Below are 25806 nucleotides of genomic sequence, written 5' to 3' on the forward strand. Positions count from 1 at the left end.
ACCAGGCTTCAGCAGGCGCAGGAGATGCCCGAGCGCGGGGCCGTCAGGTCGTCGATCGGCCGCTGCTCGGTGCCGTTGTCGGTGTCGTACGCGAAGCCCTCCCGGGCCCAGTACTCGAAGCCGCCGAGCATCTCCTTCACCCGGTAGCCGAGGCGGGCGAAGGCGAGGGCGGCCCGGGTGGCGCCGTTGCAGCCGGGGCCCCAGCAGTAGGTGACGACGGTGGCCCCGCGGTCGACCAGCCGCGGGGCCAGCTCCGGGATGCGGGCGGTGGGCAGGTGCAGGGCGCCCGGGATGCGGCCCTGGGACCACGCCACCTCGCTGCGCGAGTCGACGACGACCAGACCCGGGACACCGGCCAGCAGGTCGGCGCGCACGTCCGAGACGTCGGCCTCGAAGGTGAGGCGGGAGAGGAAGTGGGCGGCGGCGAGGGCCGGGTCGGCGGCGGGGACGGAGAGGACGGCGCTGGTCATCGGGGTGCTCCTGGGGTGGTGGCTCGGTGCGATGTGCTCATCCTGGCCCGCGCCCCGACCCGCCCACGAGTGTCGTGATCGCCTGTCTTCGTCAAGATCCCGCCAGCTCCCGATGGGCCGTACCAGGGAGCTTTCAGGAGCCCGCCAGCTCCGCGAGCCGGTGCGCCTCCACCGGCCGGTGCGCAGCCAACCGCTCGCGCAGGCCGCGCAGTTCGCGCCCGACCAGCGCCGGCAGGACCTCCTCCGGCGCCGCCTCAAGCGTGCGGCCGAGCAGCGCGACGGCGGCCTGCGGGTCGTGCGCGCACGCGTGACAGTCGGCGACCCGGACGGTGAACAGCAGCCGCGTGGACGGCAGTTGGGCAGGCCCGAGGAGGTGCAGCGCGCTCTCCGCGGCGGCCAGCGCGTGCCGGGCGAGCACCGGGTCGCCGACGGCGGCGGCAACATCCCGCAGGGCCGCAGCCGCGCCGGACTCGACCCGCATCCGCATGGAGGCGATGGAGAGCCACGGCGCGTCGGCCTCGTCGCGCGGCCCGATGTGGTCGAGGTGGAGCCGGGCGCGGCCGATGTGCCGGACGGTCTCGCGGACGTCGCCGGTCAGCGCGTGCGCCCTGGCCCGGCCGATCTGGCCCATCGCCGCCGCCCAGTGCCGCCCGGGCGCGACCCGGCCGGTCTCGCGGGCGTAGCCGAGGGCGGCCGCCGGATCGCCGTCGAGCCGGGCCAGGGTGCTCATGTCGCTGAGCGCGGCGACCTGGGTGGCCGTGTCGCCGGCGAGTTCGGCCCAGGTGAGCGCCCGGTCGAAGCAGGCCATGGCGGTGGCGTTGCGGCCGCCCTGCATGCGCAGCGCGCCGGCGGCGTGCGCGTACTCGGCGGCGAGGCGGGCCAGCGGGCGCCGCTGATCGGCGGAGGCGGACGCGGAGGCGAGCCGGGCGAGGACGGCGCGCAGGGTCCGCTCGACGGCGGCGGCGAGGCCGGGGTGGGCGGCGGTCTCGCCGGAGCGCAGCCGGGCGGCGAGGAGCCCGGTGAGGGCGTGTGCGGTGTCGGCGTCCAGGGGTGGCGGGGCGGCGGGGTCGGCCGCGCAGAACCCGGCGTGCAGGGCGGCGAGTTCGGCGGGTGCGGGCACGGCGCAGCCGTCGGCGCCGTGGAGGGGGCAGAGCAGTCCGTAGTCGGGCAGGCGGCGCGGCGGCGCGCACCACGGGGCTTGCGGGCCGCGCTCGTCGGGGTCGCCGGGCAGCGGCGGGCGGGTGAGGCCGGGGGCGAACGGCAGGACGGCGGCGTTGAGTTCGGCCTCCTCGGCCCGCGCGAGGGCGCCGCGCAGTTCGCCCCCGGCGGCGAGGAGGTCGTCGAGCCGGTCGGCGACGCGCGGGGTGACCCGGCGGGTGCCGTGCTCGATCTTGCTGACGGCGGTGTGGTCGTAGCCGATGCCGGCGCCGAGCTGGGCCTGGGTGAGTCCGGCCCGCCGCCGCCAGTGGCGCAGCCGGGCGCCGAACTCGCGCCAGGGCCCGTCCGGTTGGGGCGTCGACGGCTGGGGCGCGGACGGCCTGGGCGTCGACGGCCGGGTCGTCGACGGCTGGGGCGCGGCCACCCGGTTCCGGTGCACGGCTGCCTCCCGCGGTAGCGCTCCAACCCCGGCCCCCGGGACGTTCACGGACCGTCCGACGATGAGGACGGTACTCGATGGCACGCGATCCGTACATGACGTGGTCTCAACCAATTCGGGCTTCCGGACGACCCCGGGCGGACCCCCGGCGCCTTGACGGAATTTGCCAACCCTTGGGCACCTCCGCACCGCCCATTGACCCGGCCATGACGACATGTGAGGGTTCCGGCACCCGAGCGCGGACGGCCCGCAGCGAACGGCCGTCCCCCAGACGCGGCCCGCGGAACGCAGCTCCACGCACCACCACGCCGTCCGCGGTCGAGGACCCCCACGTTCGAGGAGCCTCGATGCAACGCAGACTGACCACGGGCCGGTTGCTCACCACGGCGACCACCCTGACCGTGCTGGCCGGCCTGATCGCCGCCACCGGCGCCGGGCCGGCCGCCGCCGCGGACCCAGGTCCCTCCGCCGCCCCGCCCAGTGCCCTGGCCGCCGCCGTCAACGCCGCCGACGCCGCCGCGGCGGCCGGCCTGGACGCCCTCGCCAAGGGCCCCGGCGAGACGTACGAACGGCGGGCCGTCACCCCCTGGCTGAACGGCCTCTACTCCGTCGCCTACGAGCGCAGTTATCGCGGCCTGCCCGTGGTCGGCGGCGACGCCGTCGTCATAGCCGACGGCCAGGGGCGCGTCCAGGGCCTCCAGTCCGCGGCCACCGGCCCGGTCGGCGGCTCGACGACCCCGCAGGTGAGCGCCGCGCACGCGGAGCAGACGGCCCGCACCCGGCTCGCCGCCGTCGACTCGGTGGACGCGCGCCGGCTCGTCGTCCGGGTCAAGGACGGCGCCGGACGGCTCGCCTGGGAGACCGTCCTGACCGGCCGCACCGACAGCGCGCCCAGCAAGCTGCACGTGTTCGTCGACGCCGCCACCGGCGAGGTGATCGACAGCTACGACGACGTCCGCGCGGGCACCGTCAACAGCAAGTGGAACGGCCCCGGGCCGCTCACCATCAACACCACCAACTCCGGCGGCTCGTACAGCCTGCGCGACCCCAACCGGCCCGGCCTCACCTGTTCCGACTACGACACCGGGCAGGTGCTCACCAAGTCCTCCGACTCCTGGGGCACCGGCGACCCGTCCAGCAGGGAGACCGGCTGCGGCGACGCCATGTGGGCCGCCCAGACCGAGTGGAACATGCTCCGCGACTGGCTCGGACGCAACGGCCACGACGGCAACGGCGGCAGCTGGCCGGTCAAGATGGGCCTGAACGACGTCAACGCCTACTGGGACGGCAGCTCCGTCTCCATCGGCCACAACCAGGGCGGCGAGTGGATCGCCGCGCAGGACGTCGTCGGCCACGAGTTCGGCCACGGCATCGACCAGTATACCCCCGGCGGCGCCAACAACGAGAACGGCCTCGGCGAGGGCACCGGCGACATCTTCGGCGCGCTCACCAAGGAGTACGCCAACCAGCCCTCGCCCTACGACTACCCCGACTACCAGGTCGGCCGGGAGGCCAACCTGCTCGGCCAGGGCCCGATCCGCAGCCTCTACCAGCCCTCGCTCGTCAACAACGACCCCGACTGCTACTCCTCCTCGATCCCGAGCACCGAGGTGCACGCGGCGGCCGGCCCGCTCAACCACTGGTTCTACCTGCTGAGCCTCGGCTCCAACCCCGGTGGCGGCAAGCCCACGAGCCCCACCTGCAACGGCTCCTCGGTCACCGGCATCGGCGTCAAGCAAGCCGGGCAGGTCTTCTACGGCGGCATGCTGCTCAAGACCAGCGGCATGACGTACAAGCGCTACCGCACCACCACCCTGACCGCCGCCAAGAACCTCGACCCCACCTGCGGCTTCTACAACCGCACCAAGGCGGCCTGGGACGCGGTCAGCGTGCCCGCGCAGAGCGGCGACCCGAGCTGCACGCCGTCCGGCAACAACGACTTCTCGCTCGCCCTCGGCCCGGCGTCCGGCTCCGTCCAGCCCGGCTCCTCGACCACGGCGACGGTCAGCACGGCCGTCACCTCGGGCACCGCGCAGAACGTCGGCCTGACCGCATCCGGCGCGCCGGCCGGCGTCACGGCCACCGTCTCGCCGTCCTCCGTGCAGACCGGCTCCTCCGCGACCCTGACCCTGTCCGCCTCCTCGGGCGCCCCGGCCGGGACGTACGTCATCACCGTCACCGGCACCGCCGGCGCGGCCACCCACACCGCCCAGTACACCCTGACGGTCGGCGGCGGCACGCCCGGCGGACCCGCGCCCGACATCGACGTCGCGAAGATCCAGGCCGACCTCGCCCAGCTCAACACCATCGCCGACCAGAACGGCGGCAACCGCCGGGCCGGCAGCGCCGGCCACAGCCAGTCCGTCGCGTACATCAAGGGCAAGCTCCAGGCCGCCGGCTACACCGTCGCCGAACAGACCTGCAGCTCCTGCGACTACCCGTCCAGCAACCTGGTCGCCGACTGGCCCGGCGGCCCCGCCGACCAGGTCACCATGCTCGGCGCCCACCTCGACAGCGTCCAGGCCGGCCCCGGCATCAACGACAACGGCTCCGGCTCGGCCACCCTGCTGGAGAACGCCCTCGCCCTCGCCCAGCAGAACCCGGCCATGACCAGGCACGTCCGCTTCGCGTGGTGGACCGGCGAGGAGCAGGGCCTCCAGGGCTCCCGCTCCTACGTCGGCCAGCTGAGCTCCGCCCAGCGCTCCGCGATCAAGGCCTACTACAACTTCGACATGGTCGGCTCGCCCAACGCCGGCTACTTCATCAACAACATCACCACCGCGCCCGCCGCCCCCATGAAGGCGTACTGGGACTCGCTCAACCTCCAGCCCGAGGAGAACGTCGAGGGCCAGGGCCGCTCCGACGACTACTCCTTCCAGCAGGCCGGCATCGCCACCTCCGGCTACGCGGCCGGCGCGGACGCCGTCAAGACGGCGGCGCAGGCGGCCAAGTGGGGCGGCACCGCGAACCAGTCCTACGACTCCTGCTACCACCAGTCCTGCGACACCAGCGGCAACATCGACCCGACGGCCCTGAAGCGCAGCGCCAACGGCGTCGCGTACACCATCTGGAAGACCTCGGTCGGCGGCACCGCCCCGTCCAACGACTTCTCGGTGTCCGTCAACCCGGCCAACGGCTCGGTGACGCCCGGCGGCTCGGCCACGGCCTCCGTCTCGACCGCCACCACGTCCGGCTCCGCGCAGAAGGTCAACCTGTCGGCGAGCGGCGCCCCGGCGGGCGTGACGGTCTCCTTCAGCCCGGCCTCGGTGCAGTCCGGCGGCTCGTCGACCATGACGGTCACCGCCTCCTCCTCGGCCGCCGCCGGCACCTACACCATCACGGTGACCGGCACCGGCACCGCCACCCACACCACCACCTACTCCCTGACCGTCGGGAGCGGCAACCCCGGCGGCACCTGGACCCCCGGCACCACCTACCAGGCCGGCGACGTCGTCACGTACAACGGCGCAAGCTACCGCTGCATCCAGGGCCACACGGCCCAGGCCGGCTGGGAACCGCCCATCGTCCCGGCCCTCTGGCAGCGCATCTGACGTCTCTGACGCGCAGAGGGGAAAAAGAGCTGCGCCGCGGCCCGTCGAGGGGGACGGACCGCGGCGCAGCCGCGCGCGTTGATGACGAGAGGAGAGCACCGGGTCCCGTCGTCATTCCATGATCGCCACTGCCCTGCCATAGAGTTCCGTCCGGATCCGACGGACCGACAGCCGCCGCACCGAGGAGCAGCCCGTGGCCACCGAAGCGCTTTCCGTTCCCGAGCTTCCCGCCGAGGCCGTCGAGCAGTGGCGGGCCTCCGGGGCCGACCTCGTCGAGTTGCTCGCGCGGGCGCGGCGGGAGGTCGGGGGGATCGCCGCGGTCCCGCTCGGGGGCGAGCGGGCGACCGTGCTGGTGACGGATCCGGCGGGTGTGCAGCACGTGCTCGGGCGGCATCCGGACCGGTACGTGAAGCGCTCGCACCGGGCGCGGATGCTCGTCGGGGACGGTGTGCTGTCCGCCAGCGGGGATGCGTGGAAGCGTCAACGGCGGCTGCTGCAGTCCCAGTTCACCGGGACGGGCATGCGGCGCTACGAGCAGCGGATCGCCGAGGCGGCGCGGCGCACGGCCGACCGGTGGGCGGGGTACGCCCGCACCGGCGAGACCTTCGACGTCGGCGAGGAGATGCGGCGCTTCGCCCTCGACACGGTGTGGCGGGCCCTCACCGGACACGAGATGGATGACGCGACCGACCGCGAACTCCGTTCGGTGGAACGGGTGGTGGCCGCGATGCCGACCCTGCCCACCAACGCGGCCGACGCCCGCGACGCGGTGGCCGAGGACCTCGCCCGGATCGACGCGATCGCCCAGGCCGCCATCGACGCGGCGCGCACCACCCACGACTCCCCCGGCGTCCTGCACGACCTCCTCGAAGCTTCGCGCCAACACCCCGAGTACACCGACCGGTTGATCCGCGACGAACTCGTCACCCTCATCGTCGCCGGCCACGAGACCACCGCCACCACCCTCACCTGGCTGTATCTCCTCCTCGACCGCCACCCCGAGGCCCGTACGGCCGCCCCCCAGGCGCTCGTCAGCGAGACCCTGCGCCTCTACCCGTCCGCTTGGATGCTCCCTCGGCATGCCACCGAGGACGACGTGATCGCCGGCCACCACATCGCGGCCGGAACGGACGTCCTCGTCTGCCCGTACCTCACCCACCGGGACCCCGCTCTCTGGCCCGACCCGGAGCGCTTCGACCCCACCCGCTTCACCGCCACCGGGACCCGCCCCGCCCACCTCGCCGCCTACTACCCCTTCGGCCTCGGCGCCCGCGCCTGCCTCGGCACCCAGTTCGCCGTCCGCGAGACCACCGCCCTGCTCGAACTGCTCCTCCCGGCGTACACCCCGGCCTTCCTCTCCACCCCCACCGGCGCCGCCTACAGCATCACCGTCCGCCCCGACGGCCCGACGCCGGCGGTGCTGCTCACGTGACCCGGGACGCCTCCAGGGTGCGCACCCGCCTCGCCGCCATGGCCGACGCGGACCCCGAACGCCGCCGCTTCGGCTCCGACCACCACGACTACCGGCTCCGGCCGCCGCTCGCCGAGGAGACCATCCGGGCGTTCGAGCACCGGCACGGCGTCCAACTCCCTTCCTCCTACCGGAGCTTCCTCACCGACGTCGCCGACGGCGGTGCCGGCCCGGACTACGGCGTCGTCGGACTCACGGAGGTCCTCGACGAGGAGGACGCCATCCACGGCGTGCGCGAGGACGACCTGCGCCCCGGCGTCCTGGCCATGCCGTTCACCGGGCACGGCCCGCACCCGGTCGCGGGAAGCCTGGTCATCGCGGAGGGCGGCTGCGGCATGTGGTCCCGTCTCGTCGTCACCGGCCCGAACGCGGGCGAGGTGTGGCACGACGACCCCGACTGGGGCGGTCTCACCCCGGGCCCGGACTTCCGCGACTGGTACGAGGCCTGGCTCGCTCCCGCCGAAGACACCTGACGGCGAGGCGATGGCCCGTCGGAGTGATCGCGCCGCGGTGTCCGCCCCGACGTCGTCGACCCCCGGTCGGCCGCTGCGACGATGGCGCCACATCGAGCGGTCCGCCGTTGCGGGACCGCGCCACCGAACGGGAACACCCGGCTCGGACCGGGCGGCGCCTCGACGGGCCCCGGGGTTCGGGCCGACGAAACGAGGAGTCCATGCGGCCCACCCCACTCATGCGCTTCCTGCTCGCCGTCCCCCTGGCGCTGGCCCTCGCGGCCACCGCCGCGCCCGCGCAGGCCCTGACCCCGGCCGGCGGCGTGCAGCCCGCCGACCCACCGGCCGTCACCGCCGAGCGGGCGTGCGCACCGGCATCGCCCGCGGCGGCGGACGCACCGACCACGGCCCTGACCACCCCGGACGGCACCGTCGCCGAGGTGCCGTCCGACCTGCGGGGCCCCTGCCTCGCCCTGATCCGCACCGACCTGCCCCCGCTGCGGCGCCTCCAGCCGGACACCGAGCCCCCGGGACTCGGCGCGCGCGACCTCCAGGCCGCCTACAACCTGCCCCGCAACGGCGGCGGGGAACGGACCGTGGCCATCGTGGTGGCCTTCGACGACCGCACCGCCGAGAGCGACCTCGCCGTCTACCGCGAGCAGTACCACCTGCCGCCGTGCACCACCGCCAACGGCTGCTTCCGCAAGATCAACCAGAACGGCGGCAGCACCCCGCCCCCGACCACCGACCCCGGCTGGGTCGTGGAGGCCGCCACCGACCTCGCCTCCGTCAGCGCCACCTGCCCGGACTGCCACATCCTGCTGGTCGAGGCCGACGACGAGCTGCTCCGCAACGAGATCCACGCGGTCGGCCAGGCCTTCCAGCAGAACGCCACGTTCATCTCCATGAGCTTCGGTGCGCCCGAATTCCCCAACCAGACGATCATCGACTCGTTCTTCAACCACCGCGGCATCGCCTTCGTGGCCAGCAGCGGTGACAACGGCTACCCCAACCCGACCTGGCCGGCGGCCTCCCAGTACGTCACCGCCGCCGGCGGCACCAGCCTGCACCGGGTCCGGCCCCCGTTCCCGCCGTTCAACCGCCCGGGCTGGTCCGAGAGCGCCTGGGTCGGCGCCGGTTCCGGCTGCTCCCTCTTCGAGCCGAAGCCGTCCTGGCAGCACGACCCCGGCTGCGCCAACCGCACCATCGCCGACGTCTCCGCCGTCGCCGACCCCGCCACCGGTGTCGCGGTCTACTTCACCGACCCCACCGACGGCGCCGGCTGGCACGTGATCGGCGGCACCAGCGTCGCCGCACCCCTGATCGCCGGCATGTACGCGGTGGCGGGCACACCCGGCGCCAACGACTTCGCCGCCTCCTACCCCTACGCCCACCCCCGGGCCTTCAACGACATCACCACCGGCTCCAACGGATCGTGCGGCGGCTCCTACCTCTGCACCGCCCTCCCCGGCTACGACGGCCCCACCGGCCTCGGCACCCCCCGCGGCGTCCGCGGACTGCGCCGCTGACCCTCCGACGAAAAGGCGTGGCGGTGCGGAGGCGAGTTGACCAGGATGACGCCGTGACGATCACCATCCGCACCGCGACCGCCGCCGACGCCGCCCTCCTCGCGCGGCTCAACGACCACGTCCACGCCCTGCACGTCGAACACCGCCCCGACCTCTTCACCCCGTCCCCCGACGCGGCGGCCCACTTCGAGGAGCAGATCACCGCTCCGGCCGTCACCGTCTTCATCGCCGAGGCGGCGGACGGCACACCCGCCGGCTACGCGGTCGCCCGCATCGTCCACTGGCCGGGCAACACCTTCGCCGTCCCCGACGACGTCGTCTACCTCGACCAGCTCTCCGTCTCCCCCGCCGCCGCCCGCACCGGCGTCGGCTCCGCCCTCCTCGACGCCGTCCGCACCCACGGCCGCTCCGCAGGCTGCCGCCGCCTGACCACCGCCGTCTGGCACTTCAACGAGCCGGCCCGCGCCTTCTACGAGTCCGCCGGCCTCAGCCCGATGAACCAGCAGATGGACCAACTGCTCTAGTACTGGAAGAGAACTTCCGGATTGTCCGGCGAGGGGCCGTCCAGCAGCGGACTGTGGATCCCCTTCAGCGTCCGGTCGAAGAACGCTGTCACGTACTCACGCGTGATCACGATTCCACGTTCGGGGTCGAGGGCCGGCGTCGGGAACCCGGCCTGCTCCTCGAGCAGGTCCACGTCGGTGAAGCTGGGGTGGTTGGCGCCGGTGACCGTCAACCACTTCTTGTAGCCGCCGAGGGCGGCCCAGGTCTGCCCCCACGTGGTGTCGAAGCCGTCGGCCACGTGGGTGTCGGTCTCGCCCAGCATGAGGAACGGGCGGTTGATCCGGCCGGGCACCGGGACCGGGTAGAACTTGCCGTCCATGTTCACCCCGGCCCGTACTCGCGGGTCGGCGACCATCGTGGCGGCGGCCGCCGCTCCGCCGATGGAGTGTCCGGCCATGCCGATCTCGTGCTTGTCGATGAGGTGTGCCAGGGGCCACGCGGTATTGCCGTGCGTCAACTGGTCGATCACGAAGGACACATCCAGCGCGCGGCCGGCGGTGACCGTGTCCATGTCGAGGTTCGGGTCATCGCAGATCGCGCACGGCGGCGTCCGGCCGTTCGCCAGCGTTTCGCCGCTGTCCCCGTTGGTGTCGCCGACGAGCGCGACGACGTAGCCCTGACTGGCCAGCTCGGTCGCGAGCGAGGTGAGCACCATGCGCGGGTCCCCGAACCCGGGTGAGAGGACCACCAGCGGATACTTGCCGTGTCGCGGCCGAGCGCCGTCGAAGGCGTGAGTGGTGACGCTGGAAACGTTCTGTGGGGTGATGCCGGAGCTCGCCGGTATCTTCGCGCGCTGGATGTGTCCGGCTGCCTCGGCGAGGGTCATGTAAGGGGCCGGAGTCCCGGTCCCGGGGACGGCCGGGTAGACCATCGTGACGGTCAGTTGGCGGGGGCCGGATGACGGCACCCACGGGTCGGGACGGCTCGCGTCGGTGAGGTGGATGACGTCCTCGCCGGCGGCGTAGGGGCCGGTCGGCGCGGGGAGCGCGCCTTGGAAGGACCGCGTGGGCGCGGTGGCCGTGGCCGGTGCGGCGTCGAACGCGTGCGTGGCCACCGGTGTGGCCGACGGTGTGGTCGTGGCGGCGAACCCGGCGCCGGTTCCGGTGACGAGGGCGGCGAGCGCCAGCATCGCGACGGCGTTGACACGGTGATTGCGTTTCATGGGATCGACGCTAGGTTCCGCGGCTCCGCATCGAATCGGCCCGTGGATGTAAACGTTCCGGTGTCGTTCGTAGCCCCGGCGAGGTACCGGAGTCACCCGCCGGGAGTACGTCGTGCGGCGCGGGGCTCCTCGCGCCGGCATCGTCGAGCGCCGACTTCGTCTTGGCCTCCGACGAACACGACGCCGAGCCCTACCGCCGGACCCACGACGGCAGCCCACTCAAAGCCGCACGAACCCCCGAAGGATCAACGCGGCGCTGCACTAGTGACGGTGGTGGTTGTCGGGCTGGCCCGGGTCGCCCGGGTGTTCCAGGCCGGCTACGAGGGTGAGGCGGGCTGCCCGTTCTCGGTCGAGCCAGCGGGTGAAGGCCGCGCGGCGGGTGGCGTCGTGGATGGTGGTGGTGATGTCGGGGGTGGTCGAGTGCTCGGAGATGAGGGTCGCTGTCCAGCGGCCGGCGGTGACTCGTTCTCCTCTCGGGGCCTTGCGCAGGGCGTCGGCCAGGGCCAGCGGGAGCGACTCCGGGGCCGCCTCGCACTCACCGTCGGGGAGCACCAGGCGCCAGACGACGGACGGCGGGCGGGTCGTCATCCGGCGGTAGTGGGCCGATTCGTCCTCCGACGGCTCGACGTCCGCCGTGACGGCCTCGTAGACCGCCCGCACGGCGGCGCTGCCTTCGAAGGCCGCCGCCGTGATGGAGCCCAGCTCGACGGCTGCCTGTTGGTCGAGGTGGACGGGCGCCCCACCCGCCACCGCCAGGCCGCGTTCGGCGGCCACTGCCTCGCACAGGGCCTCGGTCAACATCACCTGGGCCACCCACCTCGTGAGTTGACGGTCCTCGGGGCTCCCGGGCCGCGGAAGCGCTGTTGAGCGGGGGCCGGTTCGGAGGGCGGTCAAACGGTGGTCGAGGTTCCTGCGTGACAGCGGGCGGCCGTCGAGGTGGCCGAGAGTCACCGGCGGACCTCCAGGGTGACGGTCGGGCTGTACTGGCAGCGGCCGAACCACATCACCTTGACCACTGCCCAGTAGGCGCCGGCGTCGGCGTCCTCGGGCACGGTGAGGTCGAACGTGGCGGTGGAGGATTGCCCCGCCGGGACGCGGAAGCCCCGGACGGGGGCTGGGATCGCCGCCCAGGTGCCCCAGGGGGAGACCACTTGCAGCTCGCCCCGGATCTCGCTCCGCGTGCGGTTGATGAGGGTCAAGGTGAGGTTCGTCCGGACACCGGGAGTGAGAACGAGGGCCTCGGAAGAGACCGCTACCTCCAGACCCGTGTCCCGGCCGCTCGTCGCCTTCGTGCCCTGGGTGGCCACCCACTCCTCGGGGGCCTCACCCGGGACGGGCAGCAGGTCGGGCAGGTCGCCGACGGCGATCGTCACCACGTCCTCGACCTCCTGGCCGTCGTGCTCCAGCCGCACGGCGGCGAAGTACAGGCCCGGCGGGACGTCCGCAGGCGGGGTGAGCGTCACCGGGAAGCGCACGTGGCCGCCCGTCTCCAGACGGTACGGGCGGCTGCCGAGGCTCGTCCGCCAACCCTCTGGCGGCAGGACCACGGCCGTGCCCTCGACCGCAGCGTCGCGGAGGTGCGAAGAGAGGACCGCAGAGACCGACACCGGCTCCCCTACCGTCCGCAGCAGGCCGGGCGAGACGCCCACCGACACCGGCAGATAGCCGAGCGGCGCCGGGCCCCGGTTGTGCAGCCAGTAGCGGGCGTGAACCGGCTGGGCGGCCTCCGCCTCCGGGCCGAGGGCGGGACCCTCCGGGGGTGACGTGAGGGCGGGGGCCGCCAACAGCGTCACGATCTGCGAGCCGGAGAGGTCGAGGTCGGCCGGGCCCGCCGGCCGTTCCAGCAGGTCCGCCTGCCGCAGCTCGCCCAGGCCCAGCGCGCCGCCGAGCGTCACCGTCCGTCCGAAGCCCGTCGACTCCACCAGACGGACTGCGAGATCCGAACCCGCCGACGCCGCCGACCCGTGCGCGATCGGGTTGCCCGCCGGCTTCAGCGCGCTCAGCAGCACCTCCCGCTGCGGCTCGACGCGCAGCCACGACAGGGTGGACGGCAGCGGGCCTTCCTGGGCGGGCACAACGCGCCCGTACAGCGGGTGGTTGAACTCCTGCCCCTGCGCGGGCAGCGCCTGCGCGCGCCAGTCGCCCGCTCCCCCGACCAGCGCATAGCTGAACTCGTGTGTCCAGTGCTGGAGTTGGAAAGAGGTGCCGTCGGGCACTGTCCGCCGGGGCGGGTCGATCCAGACGCCGGACGGCCAGCCGGTGCAGGAGCGCATCAGCGAGAGGTGCAGCGCGCCGGTCGTGTCCACCGCGAAGCCGGGCAGGCCGTAGCTCAGCAACGCGACTGTGTTGTCGGCCAGTTGGGCGTCCGGATCGTGGACCGGGCAGACGACCTCGATCCGCGCGTCCGCCAGGTCCGCCGCCAGTCCGGCCGGGTCCGTGACGACGAGCGCCGGGAGCGCCCGCAGGTCCCGCAGGTCGGCGCCGGGCCGCCACGCGTCCGCCAGCGGCGCGACCGCCGGCACCCACGCCGCACCGTGCGCCTTGAGCACGCTCGCGTACTCCTCGCCCGCCCGCTCGATCAAATCCCTGGCCACAGAGTTGACTTCCGGGCCGCCCACGACGATCCGGAAGTCCGGCAGGTTGGAGTCCACGTCCAGCCAGCCGTACCGGGCCCATTCGGCGCCCGAAGTCGTGGCCGTGACGCCGACCCGGGCGAGCGCCACGACGAGATCGCGGACGCCGGCCGCCGAGTCCAGCGCCGGCACGACGACCTCCGCCACGCCCAACGCCCGCTCGCCGAGGACCGACCCCGCCGGGTCGCGGAGCACCGCGCGGGCCGTCGCGCCGAGGCCGAACCAGGTGTTGGCCGGGTTGTCGAGCGTCCACGGCGCCTCCGCCGAGTCGACGTCCGGCATCGCGAAGCCCCGCCCGACGACCGCGCCCGCGACCTCGCTGACCGGCAGCGCGCCGGGGAGGTCGACGGGGAAGCGCAGTCGCAGCAAGCGGTCGGCACCGGAGTGGTCGACCACCCGGGTCCGGCAGTCGACCCGGTCGAGCCCGTGCCACAGCGTGACCGTCTGCTCGTAGCGGACGGCGTCCACGGAGCCCGTGATCACCAGCCGCTCCCCGAGCGGCCCGACCTCCCGCCGGACGACAGCCGCGCCCGCACCCGACCCGACCACCGGCCCCTTGGGCAGCAGGTGCCAGGGGCCCTCCCCGAAGTCGGGGTGCTGCGGGTACTCCTCGTAGACGCGCAGCTCGTTGCCGATCGCGCCGTCGCGGATCAACTCCCGTTCGTGCAGCCGGTCGTAGACCGAGGCGAGACCGCCACCGCGCGCCGGATCGGCCCGAACCCGGTAGCGCCCGTTGGCGATCGTCCACCCGTCCTCGGCCGTCCAGGCGTCAACCGGCTCGCCCGCCGGCACCAGCCGCCACGTGCGCCACCCCAGCGCGGGAACGTCCGCCGCCAGGAACCGCAGCGTCCCCCGGTCGACGACGCTCGGCACCTCCGCACCGAGCGGGTCCAGCACCCGTACCGCGCGAACGTCCGGGGGCAGCCGCACGGCGACCAGATCCGTGCGGTCGAACGAGAGCGTGTTCGTTACGACCACCCCAAAACCGGTTCCCTCAAGGGAGATCCGGGCGGCCAGAGCGTCCAGCGCCGCGTCCCGCACCTCCGCCGCGAGGTCGTGCGCCTCGCGCCAGCCGCCGAGCAGGTCGAGGTACACCTGGTCGGACTCGGAGCCGGTGATGGCATCGTGGTGGGCGCCGTACGCGAGGTGGCGCCACACCTTGTCCATCGCCACCGACGGGTACCGGCCGAGCCCGTGGACGGATGCCAGCGTGGCGAGCTTCTCGGCGTCCACGGCGGCGACCTCGCCCGCGCGCTGGGCCTGCTTGGTGTCGATGTACGAGACGTCCTTGCCGGTGTACACCGGGTTCATGTCGCGTGTCTGCGGGCTCAATCGGCGTCCCGTGGAGGCCAGTTCGGCCCGGACGGCGTCGAGGAAGTCCCTCGGCGTCCCACACACGAAGCGCGGCCACAGGTACTTGGCGGCCCAGGAGCGGTGGATCGCGGTGACCCACTTGTTGGGCGGGGTGTAGTCCGTCCCGACGGGCAGCAGCAGGTTCCGCGTCGCGCCGACGGGCTTGAGCTTGCGGTACAGGTCGTGGACGGCCCGTTCGGCGGTGGCGAGGTCCGGGGAGGAGTCCATCCACCAGCCGGCCGAGTAGTGGTGCGGCATGTAGTGGGTGAGGACGCCGTCGCCGCTCGGGGCGATCCACTCGAACTCGCTCGGGAACTGCATCACCCGGGCGTCGTCCTTGCCCTCGCGGAAGTTCTTCTGGATCGGGCCCCACTGGTGGAACGGCCCGCGCGCCCAGGCGCTGCCGGTGAGCCCGGCCGCGGCGAGGTGCCCGGGGAACTGCGGGTCGTGCCCGAACACGTCCAGCTGCCAGGCGGTTTGCGGATCGCCGCCGAGGATGTCGCGCTGGTAGCCGATGCCGTACACGATGTTGCGGATGGTCGTCTCGGCGCCGGTGAGGTTGGTGTTCGGCTCGTTGTAGGTGCCGCCGACCAGCTCGACCTGGCCGCGCGCCAGCAGCGTCCGGAGCTCCGCCCGCCGCTCGGGGTGCTGGTCGAAGTACGGCTTCAGGTAGTCGACTTCGGCGAGGACGAACTTGTAGACCGGGTCGCGCAGCGCGAGGTCCAGGTGCGCGTCGACGAGCGCGAAGCCGTTGCGTTCCCAGAGCGGGCGGGTGGTCGCGTCGGCGGAGAGCAGGTCCCAGGGGGAGGTGTAGGCGGCCTGGGTGTTCCACCAGACCGGGTCGTAGTGGAAGTGCGAGACGAGGAACATCGTCCAGCCGGGCTCGGCGACCTCGACGACGGCCTCGGCCTCGAAGTCCCCGGCCGTCACGGTGACCGGCAGCCGGGCCCCGACGGCGGCGCCGGTAATCTCCAGCGGGACTTCGACCTCCCCCGTGCCGGCCGCCTCGCCGCGCACGCCGGGACCGCTGACGGCGATCCGGGCGGCGGGGCCGTCGACGGTGACTCGCAGCAACTGGCGCGGGGCGTCCTCGGGGCCCACGAACAGGTCGGTGCTCTCGACGGCGGTGATGGTGACCGGCACGGGCGTCCTTTCCAAGACAAGCGAGGGGAGGCTGCTGAGTCACCACCCACCCGGTGAACGTGATTGCCCGGTACGTGCGGCTGGTCGTCACCAAGCCCATCCAGAACACCAGTCCGGCCGCCCGAATTCACGAGTTCGAGGCCTGGGGCAATTGACGATCCTCGCCCCCGCGAACGGGAGGCGATTCCCTTCGACTACCCGTGGGTGGCCGGTAGGGCTTCACGCGTCCGCCTCCGGGTTTGGGCCGGGACTCGCGCCGGTTCGGCGCTGCGCGTGCTGTTGATGACCGAGCCACCCGTCCGGCGGGCTCGGACCTCGATCTCCATCGAGGCATTGTGATCAGCGTCGTCTTCCCAGCCGCAATTCACGCAACGGAACAGCCGTCCACAGCCGGGACGGCTGGCGGGATCGACCTTGCCGCATGCGGGATTGCCGCACGTCTGGGAGGTATGGAACGCCGGTACCGGGATGAGCTCGGAACCGTACATGCGGCACTTGTACTCAAGCTGGCGGCGTCGCTCGCCGGGCGCGTTGTCCAGGATCGACCGGTTCAGGCCGGCCTTTGCCGCCACGTTCTTCCCGGGGGTGTCCATGGTGCCCTTGGCGCTCTTGGTCATGTTATTCACGCGCAGGTCTTCGATGCCGACGAAGCCGTGGTTTTGGGCGAGGTCAGTGGTGAGCTTGTGCGTGAAGTCGGCCCGGCGGTTGGCCTGCCGGGCCCTGATCTTGGCGATCTCGGCCATGGTGCGGCGCAGCCGGTTGGAGTAGCGACCGCCGTTGTGCTTCTTGGCGTAGGTGAGCTGTCGGGCTTTCTTGCGCTCCAGGTGCTTGAGCCGGGCCTGTTCGGCCTTGGTGAGAGTGGGCGGCATGAGCCGGGGCTCGGTCTCGGTGGAGGCGAACGCCGAGGCCGCGACTCCGAAGTCAACACCGCAGCCCGGCCTTCCGTTCGGTGCGTCGGGGATGCGGCCCATATGGACGCCGAAGGAGACGTGCCAGCCGGTTCCATCCCGGGACACGGTGGCGTTGCGGATGGTGCCCCCGAGGGCGCGGGAGAGCCGGAACCGCACCCATCCGAGCTTGGGCAGCCGCACCTCGGCCCAGTGCCGGTTGAGCTTGTGGACCTCGATGCGCTGGCCCTTGAACGGAATCGACATGCGCTCCCGGCGCTTCTTCCACGCAGGGAATCCGGCCGGGTGGTTGGGGTTCCAGAAGTTCAGGTAGGCCGCGTCCAGATTCGCCAGCACGCGCTGACCGCACTCGGCCGGCAGGTCGGCCATCCAGTCCAGTTCGGCGCGGGCGGCGGTGAGCTGCCCGCACTGGGCTGATCCCATGAGGGTAGTCCCGCGCTGACGGTACACGTACCGGCGCTGTTCCAGGGCCACGTTCCACAGGGCACGGCAGGTGTGACCCCACCGGATCAGGATCTCCTCCTGGTCCACGGTGGGGTACAGCCGGTACCGGCGCCCCATGTCAGCCTTCACGCGAATCACCCTATGTTGAGTCATTTCATGGTTGTCAATCAGGCGACCAGAATTGATCGGAGCGGTGCATTTCTGCTAACGCCCGCCGGTTCTGTGACGAACCACCAGCGCTATGTGTTCACCACCCCCGCCCGACCCGCATGCCAGAAATCACGTGGTCCGTGCGTGCGGACCGCGAGACAGAACTGTTCGAGTCCAAATGATGGAAGGCGATCGCGTTCACCTACGCGTCAACTTCGGGACCTAAGTGGCCTTCTCGAAGCCAGCCAACAGCTTCAAAGCCATCAGATCGCACCGCCTGCATCACGAGCTTCCCGACCTGGTTCCAGCACTGCTGATGAGCACAACGCCTGTGATCCCGGCTGGCCGGAGGCGGTGGCGGGCCGGTTGAGCGCGAGGTTGCTGCCGGAGGGCGCGGCCGTCCAGGCCACCGCGGTGGACGCGGCCGCCGAGCGGCCGTACGTCGTCGAGACCGCCTCGACGTCGACCACCGTGCTGTCCTCGCCGCCCGCCCGGTCCAACTTGCCGACGAAATAGGCATCGTTGGGCGTGGCCCCGAGGAACGTCCGGGTGCCGTCGGCGTTGCGCCGGTACACCTCGTAGTGGTGGACGTTTCCGCCGGGCGCCGCCGTCCACGAGAGCCGCAGGGACTGGCTGGCGCCGGCCACCACGTCGCTCGCGCCGAGGACGGTGAGCCCTGCGGGCGCGGCCGGAGCCTCCACCGAGCCGTCGTAGACGGCGAGTTGGCCGATCCGGACGTCGTACGCGGGGTCGGACCCTTCGACCCGGAGCCCGATCTGGGCAATCGTGCGGCCCGCGTACGGCGACAGGTCGAGGGTGTGGCGCTCCCAGCCCGTACCGGTGTCGGCGCCCACGTCGAGGGTGGTGAAGCTGTCCGGCGCGTCGGTGAAGGAGACTGCGGCCTTGAGCTTGGTCGGGCCGGCGCCCGGAGTCTTCACGACCATCGACAGCCGCGTGTCCGCCGCGACGGGCAGGCTGGTCTGGTAGAGCCGCACGGTGTTGGCGGAGTCGAGCGTGCCGGTGAGGCGCAGCGAGGAGCCGCCCTGGTAGGCGTCGGTGAAGTCGACGGACGGGGTGAGCCTGCTGCCGTCGGAGTCGACGATCCAGCGGTAGGTGGGCGGGACGTCCTGGAGGGAGAGGTTGTTCCAGCCGCCGGTGGCCACGCGGGTGCCGCCGGCGTTGTAGAAGTCCCCTTGCCCGGTGTCGAAGTTGGTGACGAACGGCTTGGCCGTGACGGGCGAGGACTCGGCGACGTAACTGGCGAGGCCGGGCCAGGAGTCGGACAGGTTGGTGTTGGAGGGGTCGGCGTTGGCGCCGACCCAGTAGCGGGAGTCCTTGGCGTAGAAGTCGTTGCGGTCGGTGGCCGACTTCCAGGTCCACTCGGGCCGGTAGAGGCCGAGCGAGGTGGTGTGCGGCTGCCCGGCGGGGAAGAGCGTGTTCCAGTCGACGCTCGTGTTGGAGCCGTTGGCCTCGGTGTCGATGCCGGAGTAGAGCTCGTACTCGCTGCGGCCGAGTTGCCGGGCCAGCGTGCGGGAGGAGTCCAGACCCGACGGCGTCCAGCCGAAGTTGAGGAACATCGAGTCCGAGGTGCGCTTCGAACCGTCCTGCAGGAACGGCGAGTTCGCGGTGGTGAACGCATTCTGCCAGTCGACGGCGCCGGAGGTGGTCATGGCGTCGTACCACATGAAGTCGGTGCCGCCGCTGCGCGCCTTGGTGTACTGCATGAGGTCGCGCAGCTGACCTGCGAGGGCCTGATCGCCGCCGCCCGTCTCCTGGTTGATGAACCAGCCGTCGAAGCCGTAGTACTGGGCGGCCTGGACGAGCTTGTCGGCGACGGGGTAGCGGTCGCCGGACTTCTGGACGAAGTCGCGTACCCACTGCAGTTGGCCGCCGTAGGCCGCGGGCGGGAAGAAGACGGTGCCGTAGACCTTGACGCCGTTGCGGTGGGCCGCGTCGATGACGGTCGGGTTGGGGGCGAGGATGAGACCTTCACCCGCCGAGCCGCCCCAGAAGACGAGCTTGTCGACGTACTGCCAGTAGCCGAAGGCGTAGTAGTTGGGGTCGGCGGAGCCCTGGGAGGGGTTGTTCGAGGTGGGGGCGAAGGAGACCAGGGAGGCTATCTTCCCTTCCCCCGCACGGGCGTTGGGGTTGGCCGCGAGGGACGGGTCGCTGGTGCGCGGCTGGAGGGGGACGCGGGAGCGGTTGAAGCGAGCGTCGGGGTCGGTGGACGGGTCCCAGGTGAGGATGGTGCCGGGGTACCAGTACGACGCGTAGGGCTGGCTGCCGGCCGCGGCGGCCTTCACGGCCGGGGGTGCGGCGGGCGGGGGTGCGGCGGGCGAGGCGTGGGCGGCGGGCACGACGCCCAGCGCGGCGGCGGCGAGCGCGGCACTGAGCAGCAGGGGGAGACGTCTGGACATGCGCTGACTCCGATCGAGCGGAGGAGGGGCGCGGGCCCACCGGCGCGGCGGGCCCGGGTGCATGCGGGCGTGACGATGCGCATCGGAGGAGGCGCCGGCGATCGGCTGACGGTACGCAATCAACGGGCAGGGTGCCGGACCCCCTCGGCGCAGCGAGGCTAAACCGGTTCAGAACCGCTGTCAACGACCCGCGCAACAACCGCCCCCACGGGTGAAACGGCCGCGGCCCCGGGCGGCGCCGTCGACTCCCGGACGGTCAGCCGCGGCGTCGGCATCTGGAGGTCCCGCCCGGGCCCGGCCCCGTCCAGGGCCTCCAGCAGGCTGCGCGCCACCTGCTCGCCGAGGGCGAAGGTGTCCCGGCTGAGCGCGGTGAGCGGCGGGTGGACGATCCGGGCGAGCACCGAGTCGTCGAAGGAGACGATTGACAGCTCGCCGGGCACCGCGACCCCCATCTCGCCGGCGACGCCCAGGCCGGCCACCGCCATCACGTCGCTGTCGTAGACGATCGCGGTGGGCCGCCGGGCGCGCGAGAGCAGCGTGCGGGTGGCCGCGGCGCCCTCGGCGTCGCTGAAGTCGGTCGGCACCGAGACCGCCTCCTCCAGCCCGAGCCGACGCGAGGCGTCGCGCAGCGCGCGGATCCGCCGCTGGGTGTGCTGGAAGTGCGGGAGCCCGGCGAGGTGGGCGATCCTGCGGTGCCCGATGGCGGCCAGGTAGTCGACGATGGAGAGCATCGCCTCCCGGTCGTCGGCCCAGATCCGCAGCCGGCCGCCGCCCTTGCCGGGCCCGCCCAGGACGACCGCGGGCAGCCCGAGTTCGTCCAGTACGGGCAGCCGCGGGTCGCGGGTCTGCAGGTCGACGACGATGAAGCCGTCGACGCGGTGCTCGGAGGCCCAGCGCCGGTAGACCCCGATCTCGGCGGCGGTGTCCTCGACGACCATCAGGTGCAGCGCGACCGAGCTGGCCGAGAGCACCGCCTGGAGCCCGGAGAGCAGCTGGCCGAAGAACGGCTCGACCCCGATGGTGCGGGCGGGCCGGGCGATCACGAGGCCGACGGCGTCGGCCCGGGCGCCGCCGAGGGCGCGGGCGGCGCTGTGCGGCCGCCAGTTCATCTCCTCGGCGACCCGCAGGATCCGGGCCCTGGTCGCCTCGCTCACGCCGGGTCGCCCGTTGAGCGCGAAGGACACCGCGCCCTTGGAGACACCGGCCTGTCGGGCGATGTCGGCGATCGTCGGTCTGCCCACGGGACCCGACTCCTCTCGTCAACTTCACTCGGCCATGAGGGGCCAAGCTTGCAGGTAGCGCCCAACTGGCTGTTGGGTGGACTCCCACGTCCAGCCTCCGCACCCTATGGTGCGGGGGCAGGGGCGGATGACCGCCGCCCCGCGTTCCACGCAGCCTCTGCCCGGTGGGCGATGTTGCGGGAAGCGTTCCGGTCGGCGTGCGCAACGACGCCGCACGACCGGCATGCGAAGGCGGCCTGATCAGGCCGGTTCCTACGGTCTGTGTAGTGGCACACGGAGCATTCCTGGCTGGTGTATGCCGGGTCGACGTACACCACCGGGACGCCGGCCCGTTTGGCCTTGTAGGCGACGAAGGCGCCGAGTTGGGCAAAGGCCCAGGAGTGCAGCGTAACCCGTTGGGGCTTGCGGAGCCGTGCCCGCTGCCGAATACCGGATAGGTCTTCCAGTCCGATTCCGGCAGTGGTGCGTTCAGCCTCGGTCACGATGCGCTTGGAGATACAGTGGTTGACGTCCCTGGCGCGGCGGGACTCCTTACGGGAGAGCCGCTTCAACACCCGCTTGGCTGACTTGGTGCCCTTCGTCTGAAGCTTGGCCCGCAGGTCCTGCATGCGCTTGCGGTGCCGGTTCAGGCCGCGTCCGGCGGCACGGTAACCGATGCTGGTGGTGGCGATGTTGGTGATACCGAGGTCCACGCCGATCCATCCGGTCGGCTCGAACGCCTCAGCCTCGGCTACGTTGCAGGCTGCCATCAGGTAGAACGCGCCATCGCGCGCCACCAAATCGGTTTCGCCCTTACGGTGCTCACGGAGCATCGCAAGGACCTCTGCGGAGCACGCGAAGGGGATGCTCTTCACGCGGCCAGCGGTGGTCCAGATGCTCACCGTCCGATCATCCAGCCGCCAGGACAGGCAGCGGTCGTCGTATGCCTGAGCGGCATCGGGGCGGAAACTGATCGGTTTGGACTCGGCGCGTTCGCGTCGCTTGTCGCCGGGCCCGCCGAGATTCCCGGCGCGGATGTTCGCCGCCAGGGTGGCATAGGCGTCGGCGACCTTGCGTATGACATGCAGCGCGGGCTGCGCGGACAGCCCGGCACCCTTCAGCTTGAGGTAGGCCGCGCTTTGCAAGGCCCTCCGGGACTGCTCCCCCGTACGAAAAGCCAGCTCGGAGACACGGTTGGCCTCTCGGTTGCACGTGGACAGGGTGTCGCGCAGTGCCGTCGCCACATCCGGCGACGGCATCAGCTTGACCTGAACTGCCGTCAACACTGGGTAACCGTAACATGCTTCTGCGTCACTCCAGCGGGTCTCAACCCAGCGCACAGCGAGGGCACAGCACTGCCTACACCTTGCACGCGGACTTTTGGCGCCACCCCCAGCCGCTAGCTCATATTGACAGCCGAGTTAGGTCGGAGCATAGTCCCTGAAATAGCTAGACCGGTTTAGCAAATGAGGTTTCAGGAAGACGGCACACCAGCCGGCGCAATCCCACCTACCCAGGACCGGGAGACCCTCAATGCGAAGAATCTGGGCGGCACTGACGACAACGGCGGTCACCGCCGCCGCACTCGCCGGCTGCGGACTCGGCTCCGGTGACAGCAAGAACGGCGACAGCGTGGCCAGTGCGGCCGCGACCGGCGAGGTCAAGGGGAAGGTCTCGCTCCAGACCTGGGCGCTCAAGCCGAAGTTCACCGACTACATGCAGGGCGTGATCGACGGCTTCAAGAAGAAGTACCCGGGCGTCGAGGTCGACTGGCTGGACCAGCCCGGCGACGGCTACTCCAACAAGGTGCTCAGCCAGGCCGCCGCGGGCGACCTCCCCGACGTGGTCAACCTCCCGCCGGACTTCGCCCTCCCCCTGGCGAAGAAGGACCTCCTCCTCGACGTCTCCAAGGCCGACCCGAAGCTCGCCGACGAGTACGTCAGCGGCGGCGTCGACGCCTACCGCTTCGTCGGCCAGGACGGCGTCTACGGCTACCCCTGGTACCTCAACACCGATGTGAACTACTGGAGTTCGGACCTCCTCAGCCAGAACGGCCTGGACCCGAAGAAGCTCCCCGCCAACCTGGACGAACTCATCGCCCAGGCCCGCGTCATGAAGGACAGGTCCGGCGGCAAGGCCTACCTGATGAGCCGCAAGCCGGGCATCGGCGACCTCTACAACGCCGGCGTGAAGATCATGGCCGACGACGGCAAGTCCTTCACCTTCAACACCCCCGAAGCCGCCGCACTGCTCGACAAGTACCGCGACGCCTTCAAGGAGGGCCTGCTGCCCAACGACGTCCTCACCAACACCTACGCGGGCAACAGCAAGCTCTTCAACTCCGGCACCGCGGCCTGGACCACCGCCGGCGCCAACTACATCACCTCGCTCGCCACCGACAACCCGACGCTCGCCCCCAAGGTCGTCCCGTCCGCCGCGTTCAACACGCCGCCGCTGTACGTCCAGGGCGTGTCCATCCCGAAGAGCACCAAGAACCCGGCCGCCGCGGTGGCCCTGGCCCGCTGGCTCACCAGCCCCGAGAACCAGGCCGGGCTGGCCCACCTGACCAGCGTCTTCCCGTCCACCAAGGCCTCCGCCGACGACCCGTTCTTCAGCAAGGGCGACGGCACCAACGCGGGCGACGCCAAGGTGATCGCCTTCGCCTCGCTGGCCAAGGCGAAGCTCATCCAGCCCGTCGTGATCGACGACGCGATGAGCACGGTCGTCAACCAGCAGATCGCCCTGGCGATCAGCGGCCAGGCGAGCTCCAAGCAGGCGCTCGACTCCGCGGTCCAGCAGTGCGACAAGCTGCTCAAGGGCTGATCCCGCGGGCCCGGACGGCGGGCGCCCCCACCCCGCCGCTCCCGGGAACGACCGCACCGCCCCCAGGCCCCAGGAAGGCACTCCGCATGACCCACCGGCGCTGGTTCACACCCTGGCTGCTCGCCGGGCCCGCGTTACTCTGGCTGGCCGTCTTCAACCTGTGGCCGGCCGTCAACACGGTGATCCTGTCCTTCACCAACGCCAAGCCGCTGGGCGGCGGCACGTTCACCGGCCTGGAGAACTACGGACGCCTCCTCGACGACGAGCAGCTCGCCGACGCCCTGCTCAACAGCATCGTCTTCATGCTGGTCTGCCTGCCCCTCCTGACGGTCCTGCCGCTGCTGCTCGCCCTCCTCGTCCAGCGGAAGGCCCCCGGCATCACCTTCTTCCGCACCGCCTTCTACACGCCCGTCATCGCCTCCGCCGTCGTCGTCGCACTGATCTGGGGCTGGGTGCTGGACGACCGCGGCCTCGTCAACGGCGTCCTCCAGCAGAGCGGACTCACCGACACCCCGGTCACCTTCCTCACCGACCGCTGGCTCCTGCTCTTCAGCGCCATCGCCCTGACCACGTGGAAGGGCCTCGGCTACTACATGGTCATCTACCTGTCCGCCCTCGCCAACGTGCCGCGCGAGCTGCACGAGGCCGCCGCCGTCGACGGCGCGAGCCCGCTGCGCCGGCTGTGGCACGTCACGCTCCCGGGCGTGCGGCCGACGATGATGCTCGTCTCCGTACTCATCTCGGTCAGCTCCCTGCGCGTCTTCTCCGAGCTGTACGTGCTCTCCAACGGCCAGGGCGGCCCCGGCGGCCGGGACATGTCCGTGGTGATGCTCATCCAGATGTACAGCCGCGGCTTCACCGGCCACCTCGGCTACGCCTCCGCGCTCAGCCTGCTGCTGTTCGTCATCACGCTCGGCCCGATGCTGCTCCTGACGCGCCTGAACCGGAAGGCGGACTGAACCCGATGGCGACCCGACGCTCCAGGGCCTTCAACACCCCCACCCCCGCGCAGACGGCGGCACGCTACGCACTCCTCGTCCTCGTGCTGCTCCTCGTCATCGGCCCGTTCCTGTGGCAGCTGTCCACGTCCCTCAAGGGCCCGGGCGAGGACGTGTACACCCGGACGCCGGACTTCCTGCCCGAGGACCTGACCTTCGGCAACTACGGGAAGGTCGCCGACACCATCCCGGTGTGGACCTACGCCCTCAACTCCGTGATCGTGGCCGCGATCTGCATCGCGGGCAACGTCGCCGGCTGCACCCTCGCCGGCTACGCGCTCGCCCGGCTGCGGTTCCGCGGCGCCAAGCTCGTGTTCGGCCTGTTCCTCGCCACGCTCGTGCTGCCCGGCGAGGTCACGATCGTCTCCCAGTACGTGCTCGTGCGCAGCCTCGGCCTGGCCGACAGCCTGGTCGGCGTGGCGCTGCCCGGCGCGCTCGCGATGCTCAACGTGCTGCTGATGCGGACGGCGTTCGCCGCCGTGCCCGCCGAACTCGACCAGGCCGCCCTGGTCGACGGCGCCACCGTGTGGCAGCGGCTGTGGCACATCGGCCTGCCGAACGTGCGCGGCATGCTCAGCGTGATCGTCATCTTCACGTTCATCGGCGCCTGGGACGACTTCCTGTGGCCGCTGATCGTGCTCAACGACCCGCAGAAGTACACGCTCACCGTCGGACTCCAGTACCTCAACGGCACGTTCTCCGCGAACCCCCGGCTGATCGCGGCCGGCACGATGATCGCCTTCCTGCCGATCGTCCTGGTGTTCGCCGCCTGCCAGCGCTTCTTCTTCAAGGGCGTGGAAGAGGGAGCCGTCAAAGGCTAGGGCTGGTCTTCGAACCCCCGCCTGCCGTGCGACGTCTGGGCACGCGCCTCGCCGCGTTGTCGTCGGTCGCCGATGCTCCGCATGGACTCCCTCCTCCGCC

17 protein-coding genes are annotated in these 25806 nt (G+C 71.8%); 8 read left to right on the forward strand and 9 right to left on the reverse strand.

Going from position 1 to position 25806, the window contains the following annotated elements; genetic code table 11:
• Positions 1-8 precede the first annotated feature (8 nt).
• Both ACFV4F_RS28520 and ACFV4F_RS28525 read right to left on the reverse strand, forming a co-directional pair.
• Positions 9-470, reverse strand: a complete 462-nt coding sequence (locus ACFV4F_RS28520; protein WP_380506636.1) for a rhodanese-like domain-containing protein — start codon at positions 468-470, stop codon at positions 9-11.
• Positions 471-603: 133 nt separating this feature from the next.
• On the reverse strand, positions 604-2067 hold the full coding sequence (locus ACFV4F_RS28525; RefSeq protein ID WP_380506639.1) for a helix-turn-helix domain-containing protein: 1464 nt from the start codon (positions 2065-2067) through the stop codon (positions 604-606).
• Positions 2068-2414: 347 nt separating this feature from the next.
• Here ACFV4F_RS28525 and ACFV4F_RS28530 point away from each other — a divergent pair, with 347 nt between their 5' ends.
• From ACFV4F_RS28530 to ACFV4F_RS28550, 5 genes are all read left to right on the forward strand, one after another.
• Positions 2415-5618 (forward strand): M28 family peptidase, encoded by a 3204-nt coding sequence (locus tag ACFV4F_RS28530; protein WP_380506642.1) that lies wholly within the window; start codon positions 2415-2417, stop codon positions 5616-5618.
• 193 nt (positions 5619-5811) lie between these two features.
• Positions 5812-7050, forward strand: a complete 1239-nt coding sequence (locus tag ACFV4F_RS28535; protein ID WP_380506646.1) for a cytochrome P450 — start codon at positions 5812-5814, stop codon at positions 7048-7050.
• Positions 7047-7562 carry an SMI1/KNR4 family protein gene (locus ACFV4F_RS28540; protein WP_380506649.1) on the forward strand — a complete coding sequence of 172 codons (516 nt, stop codon included), beginning with the start codon at positions 7047-7049 and terminating at the stop codon, positions 7560-7562. Before ACFV4F_RS28535 ends, ACFV4F_RS28540 begins: the two co-directional genes overlap by 4 nt.
• Positions 7563-7762: 200 nt before the next feature.
• Positions 7763-9070, forward strand: coding sequence for a S8 family serine peptidase (locus ACFV4F_RS28545; protein WP_380506652.1), 1308 nt, complete (start codon positions 7763-7765; stop codon positions 9068-9070).
• Between the two features lie 53 nt (positions 9071-9123).
• A complete protein-coding gene (locus ACFV4F_RS28550) occupies positions 9124-9594 on the forward strand; it encodes a GNAT family N-acetyltransferase (protein WP_380506655.1) in 471 nt (156 codons plus the stop codon).
• On the opposite strand, the gene ACFV4F_RS28555 is transcribed toward ACFV4F_RS28550, so the two are convergent.
• From ACFV4F_RS28555 to ACFV4F_RS28585, 7 genes are all read right to left on the reverse strand, one after another.
• Positions 9591-10796, reverse strand: coding sequence for an alpha/beta hydrolase family protein (locus tag ACFV4F_RS28555; RefSeq protein WP_380506658.1), 1206 nt, complete (start codon positions 10794-10796; stop codon positions 9591-9593). The two genes, ACFV4F_RS28550 and ACFV4F_RS28555, sit on opposite strands and share 4 nt — an antisense overlap.
• A gap of 261 nt (positions 10797-11057) precedes the next feature.
• Positions 11058-11600: a hypothetical protein gene (locus tag ACFV4F_RS28560; RefSeq protein WP_380506661.1), complete on the reverse strand. Its 543-nt coding sequence runs from the start codon at positions 11598-11600 to the stop codon at positions 11058-11060.
• Positions 11601-11743: 143 nt separating this feature from the next.
• Positions 11744-15925, reverse strand: coding sequence for an NEW3 domain-containing protein (locus ACFV4F_RS28565; protein WP_380506664.1), 4182 nt, complete (start codon positions 15923-15925; stop codon positions 11744-11746).
• A 194-nt stretch (positions 15926-16119) separates the two neighbouring features.
• Entirely contained in the window at positions 16120-17406 is a 1287-nt protein-coding gene (locus tag ACFV4F_RS28570; protein ID WP_380506667.1) for an RNA-guided endonuclease InsQ/TnpB family protein, read from the reverse strand.
• 284 nt (positions 17407-17690) lie between these two features.
• Entirely contained in the window at positions 17691-19844 is a 2154-nt protein-coding gene (locus ACFV4F_RS28575) for an endo-beta-N-acetylglucosaminidase (protein WP_380506670.1), read from the reverse strand.
• A gap of 158 nt (positions 19845-20002) precedes the next feature.
• Positions 20003-21085, reverse strand: coding sequence for a LacI family DNA-binding transcriptional regulator (locus tag ACFV4F_RS28580; protein WP_380506673.1), 1083 nt, complete (start codon positions 21083-21085; stop codon positions 20003-20005).
• A 104-nt stretch (positions 21086-21189) separates the two neighbouring features.
• Positions 21190-22350, reverse strand: coding sequence for an RNA-guided endonuclease InsQ/TnpB family protein (locus ACFV4F_RS28585; protein WP_380446489.1), 1161 nt, complete (start codon positions 22348-22350; stop codon positions 21190-21192).
• Positions 22351-22597: 247 nt separating this feature from the next.
• On the opposite strand from ACFV4F_RS28585, the gene ACFV4F_RS28590 reads away from it, so the two are divergent.
• The 3 genes from ACFV4F_RS28590 (at position 22598) to ACFV4F_RS28600 (ending at position 25706) form a co-directional block, all read left to right on the forward strand.
• Positions 22598-23887 (forward strand): ABC transporter substrate-binding protein, encoded by a 1290-nt coding sequence (locus tag ACFV4F_RS28590; RefSeq protein ID WP_380506676.1) that lies wholly within the window; start codon positions 22598-22600, stop codon positions 23885-23887.
• An 86-nt stretch (positions 23888-23973) separates the two neighbouring features.
• Positions 23974-24846, forward strand: a complete 873-nt coding sequence (locus tag ACFV4F_RS28595) for a carbohydrate ABC transporter permease (RefSeq protein ID WP_380506679.1) — start codon at positions 23974-23976, stop codon at positions 24844-24846.
• Between the two features lie 5 nt (positions 24847-24851).
• Positions 24852-25706, forward strand: coding sequence for a carbohydrate ABC transporter permease (locus ACFV4F_RS28600; protein WP_380496454.1), 855 nt, complete (start codon positions 24852-24854; stop codon positions 25704-25706).
• Positions 25707-25806: the final 100 nt, after the last annotated feature.

It is taken from the genome of Kitasatospora sp. NPDC059722 (assembly GCF_042733235.1).
Lineage (GTDB): Bacteria > Actinomycetota > Actinomycetes > Streptomycetales > Streptomycetaceae > Kitasatospora.

Excerpts from the sequence above, each read along its gene's own strand:
- ACFV4F_RS28575 (WP_380506670.1), bottom strand. The coding sequence starts at position 19,844 with ATGTCCAGACGTCTCCCCCTGCTGCTCAGTGCCGCGCTCGCCGCCGCC.
- ACFV4F_RS28520 (WP_380506636.1), bottom strand. The coding sequence starts at position 470 with ATGACCAGCGCCGTCCTCTCCGTCCCCGCCGCCGACCCGGCCCTCGCC.
- ACFV4F_RS28555 (WP_380506658.1), bottom strand. The coding sequence starts at position 10,796 with ATGAAACGCAATCACCGTGTCAACGCCGTCGCGATGCTGGCGCTCGCC.
- ACFV4F_RS28545 (WP_380506652.1), top strand. The coding sequence starts at position 7,763 with ATGCGGCCCACCCCACTCATGCGCTTCCTGCTCGCCGTCCCCCTGGCG.
- ACFV4F_RS28600 (WP_380496454.1), top strand. The coding sequence starts at position 24,852 with ATGGCGACCCGACGCTCCAGGGCCTTCAACACCCCCACCCCCGCGCAG.
- ACFV4F_RS28590 (WP_380506676.1), top strand. The coding sequence starts at position 22,598 with ATGCGAAGAATCTGGGCGGCACTGACGACAACGGCGGTCACCGCCGCC.
- ACFV4F_RS28530 (WP_380506642.1), top strand. The coding sequence starts at position 2,415 with ATGCAACGCAGACTGACCACGGGCCGGTTGCTCACCACGGCGACCACC.
- ACFV4F_RS28595 (WP_380506679.1), top strand. The coding sequence starts at position 23,974 with ATGACCCACCGGCGCTGGTTCACACCCTGGCTGCTCGCCGGGCCCGCG.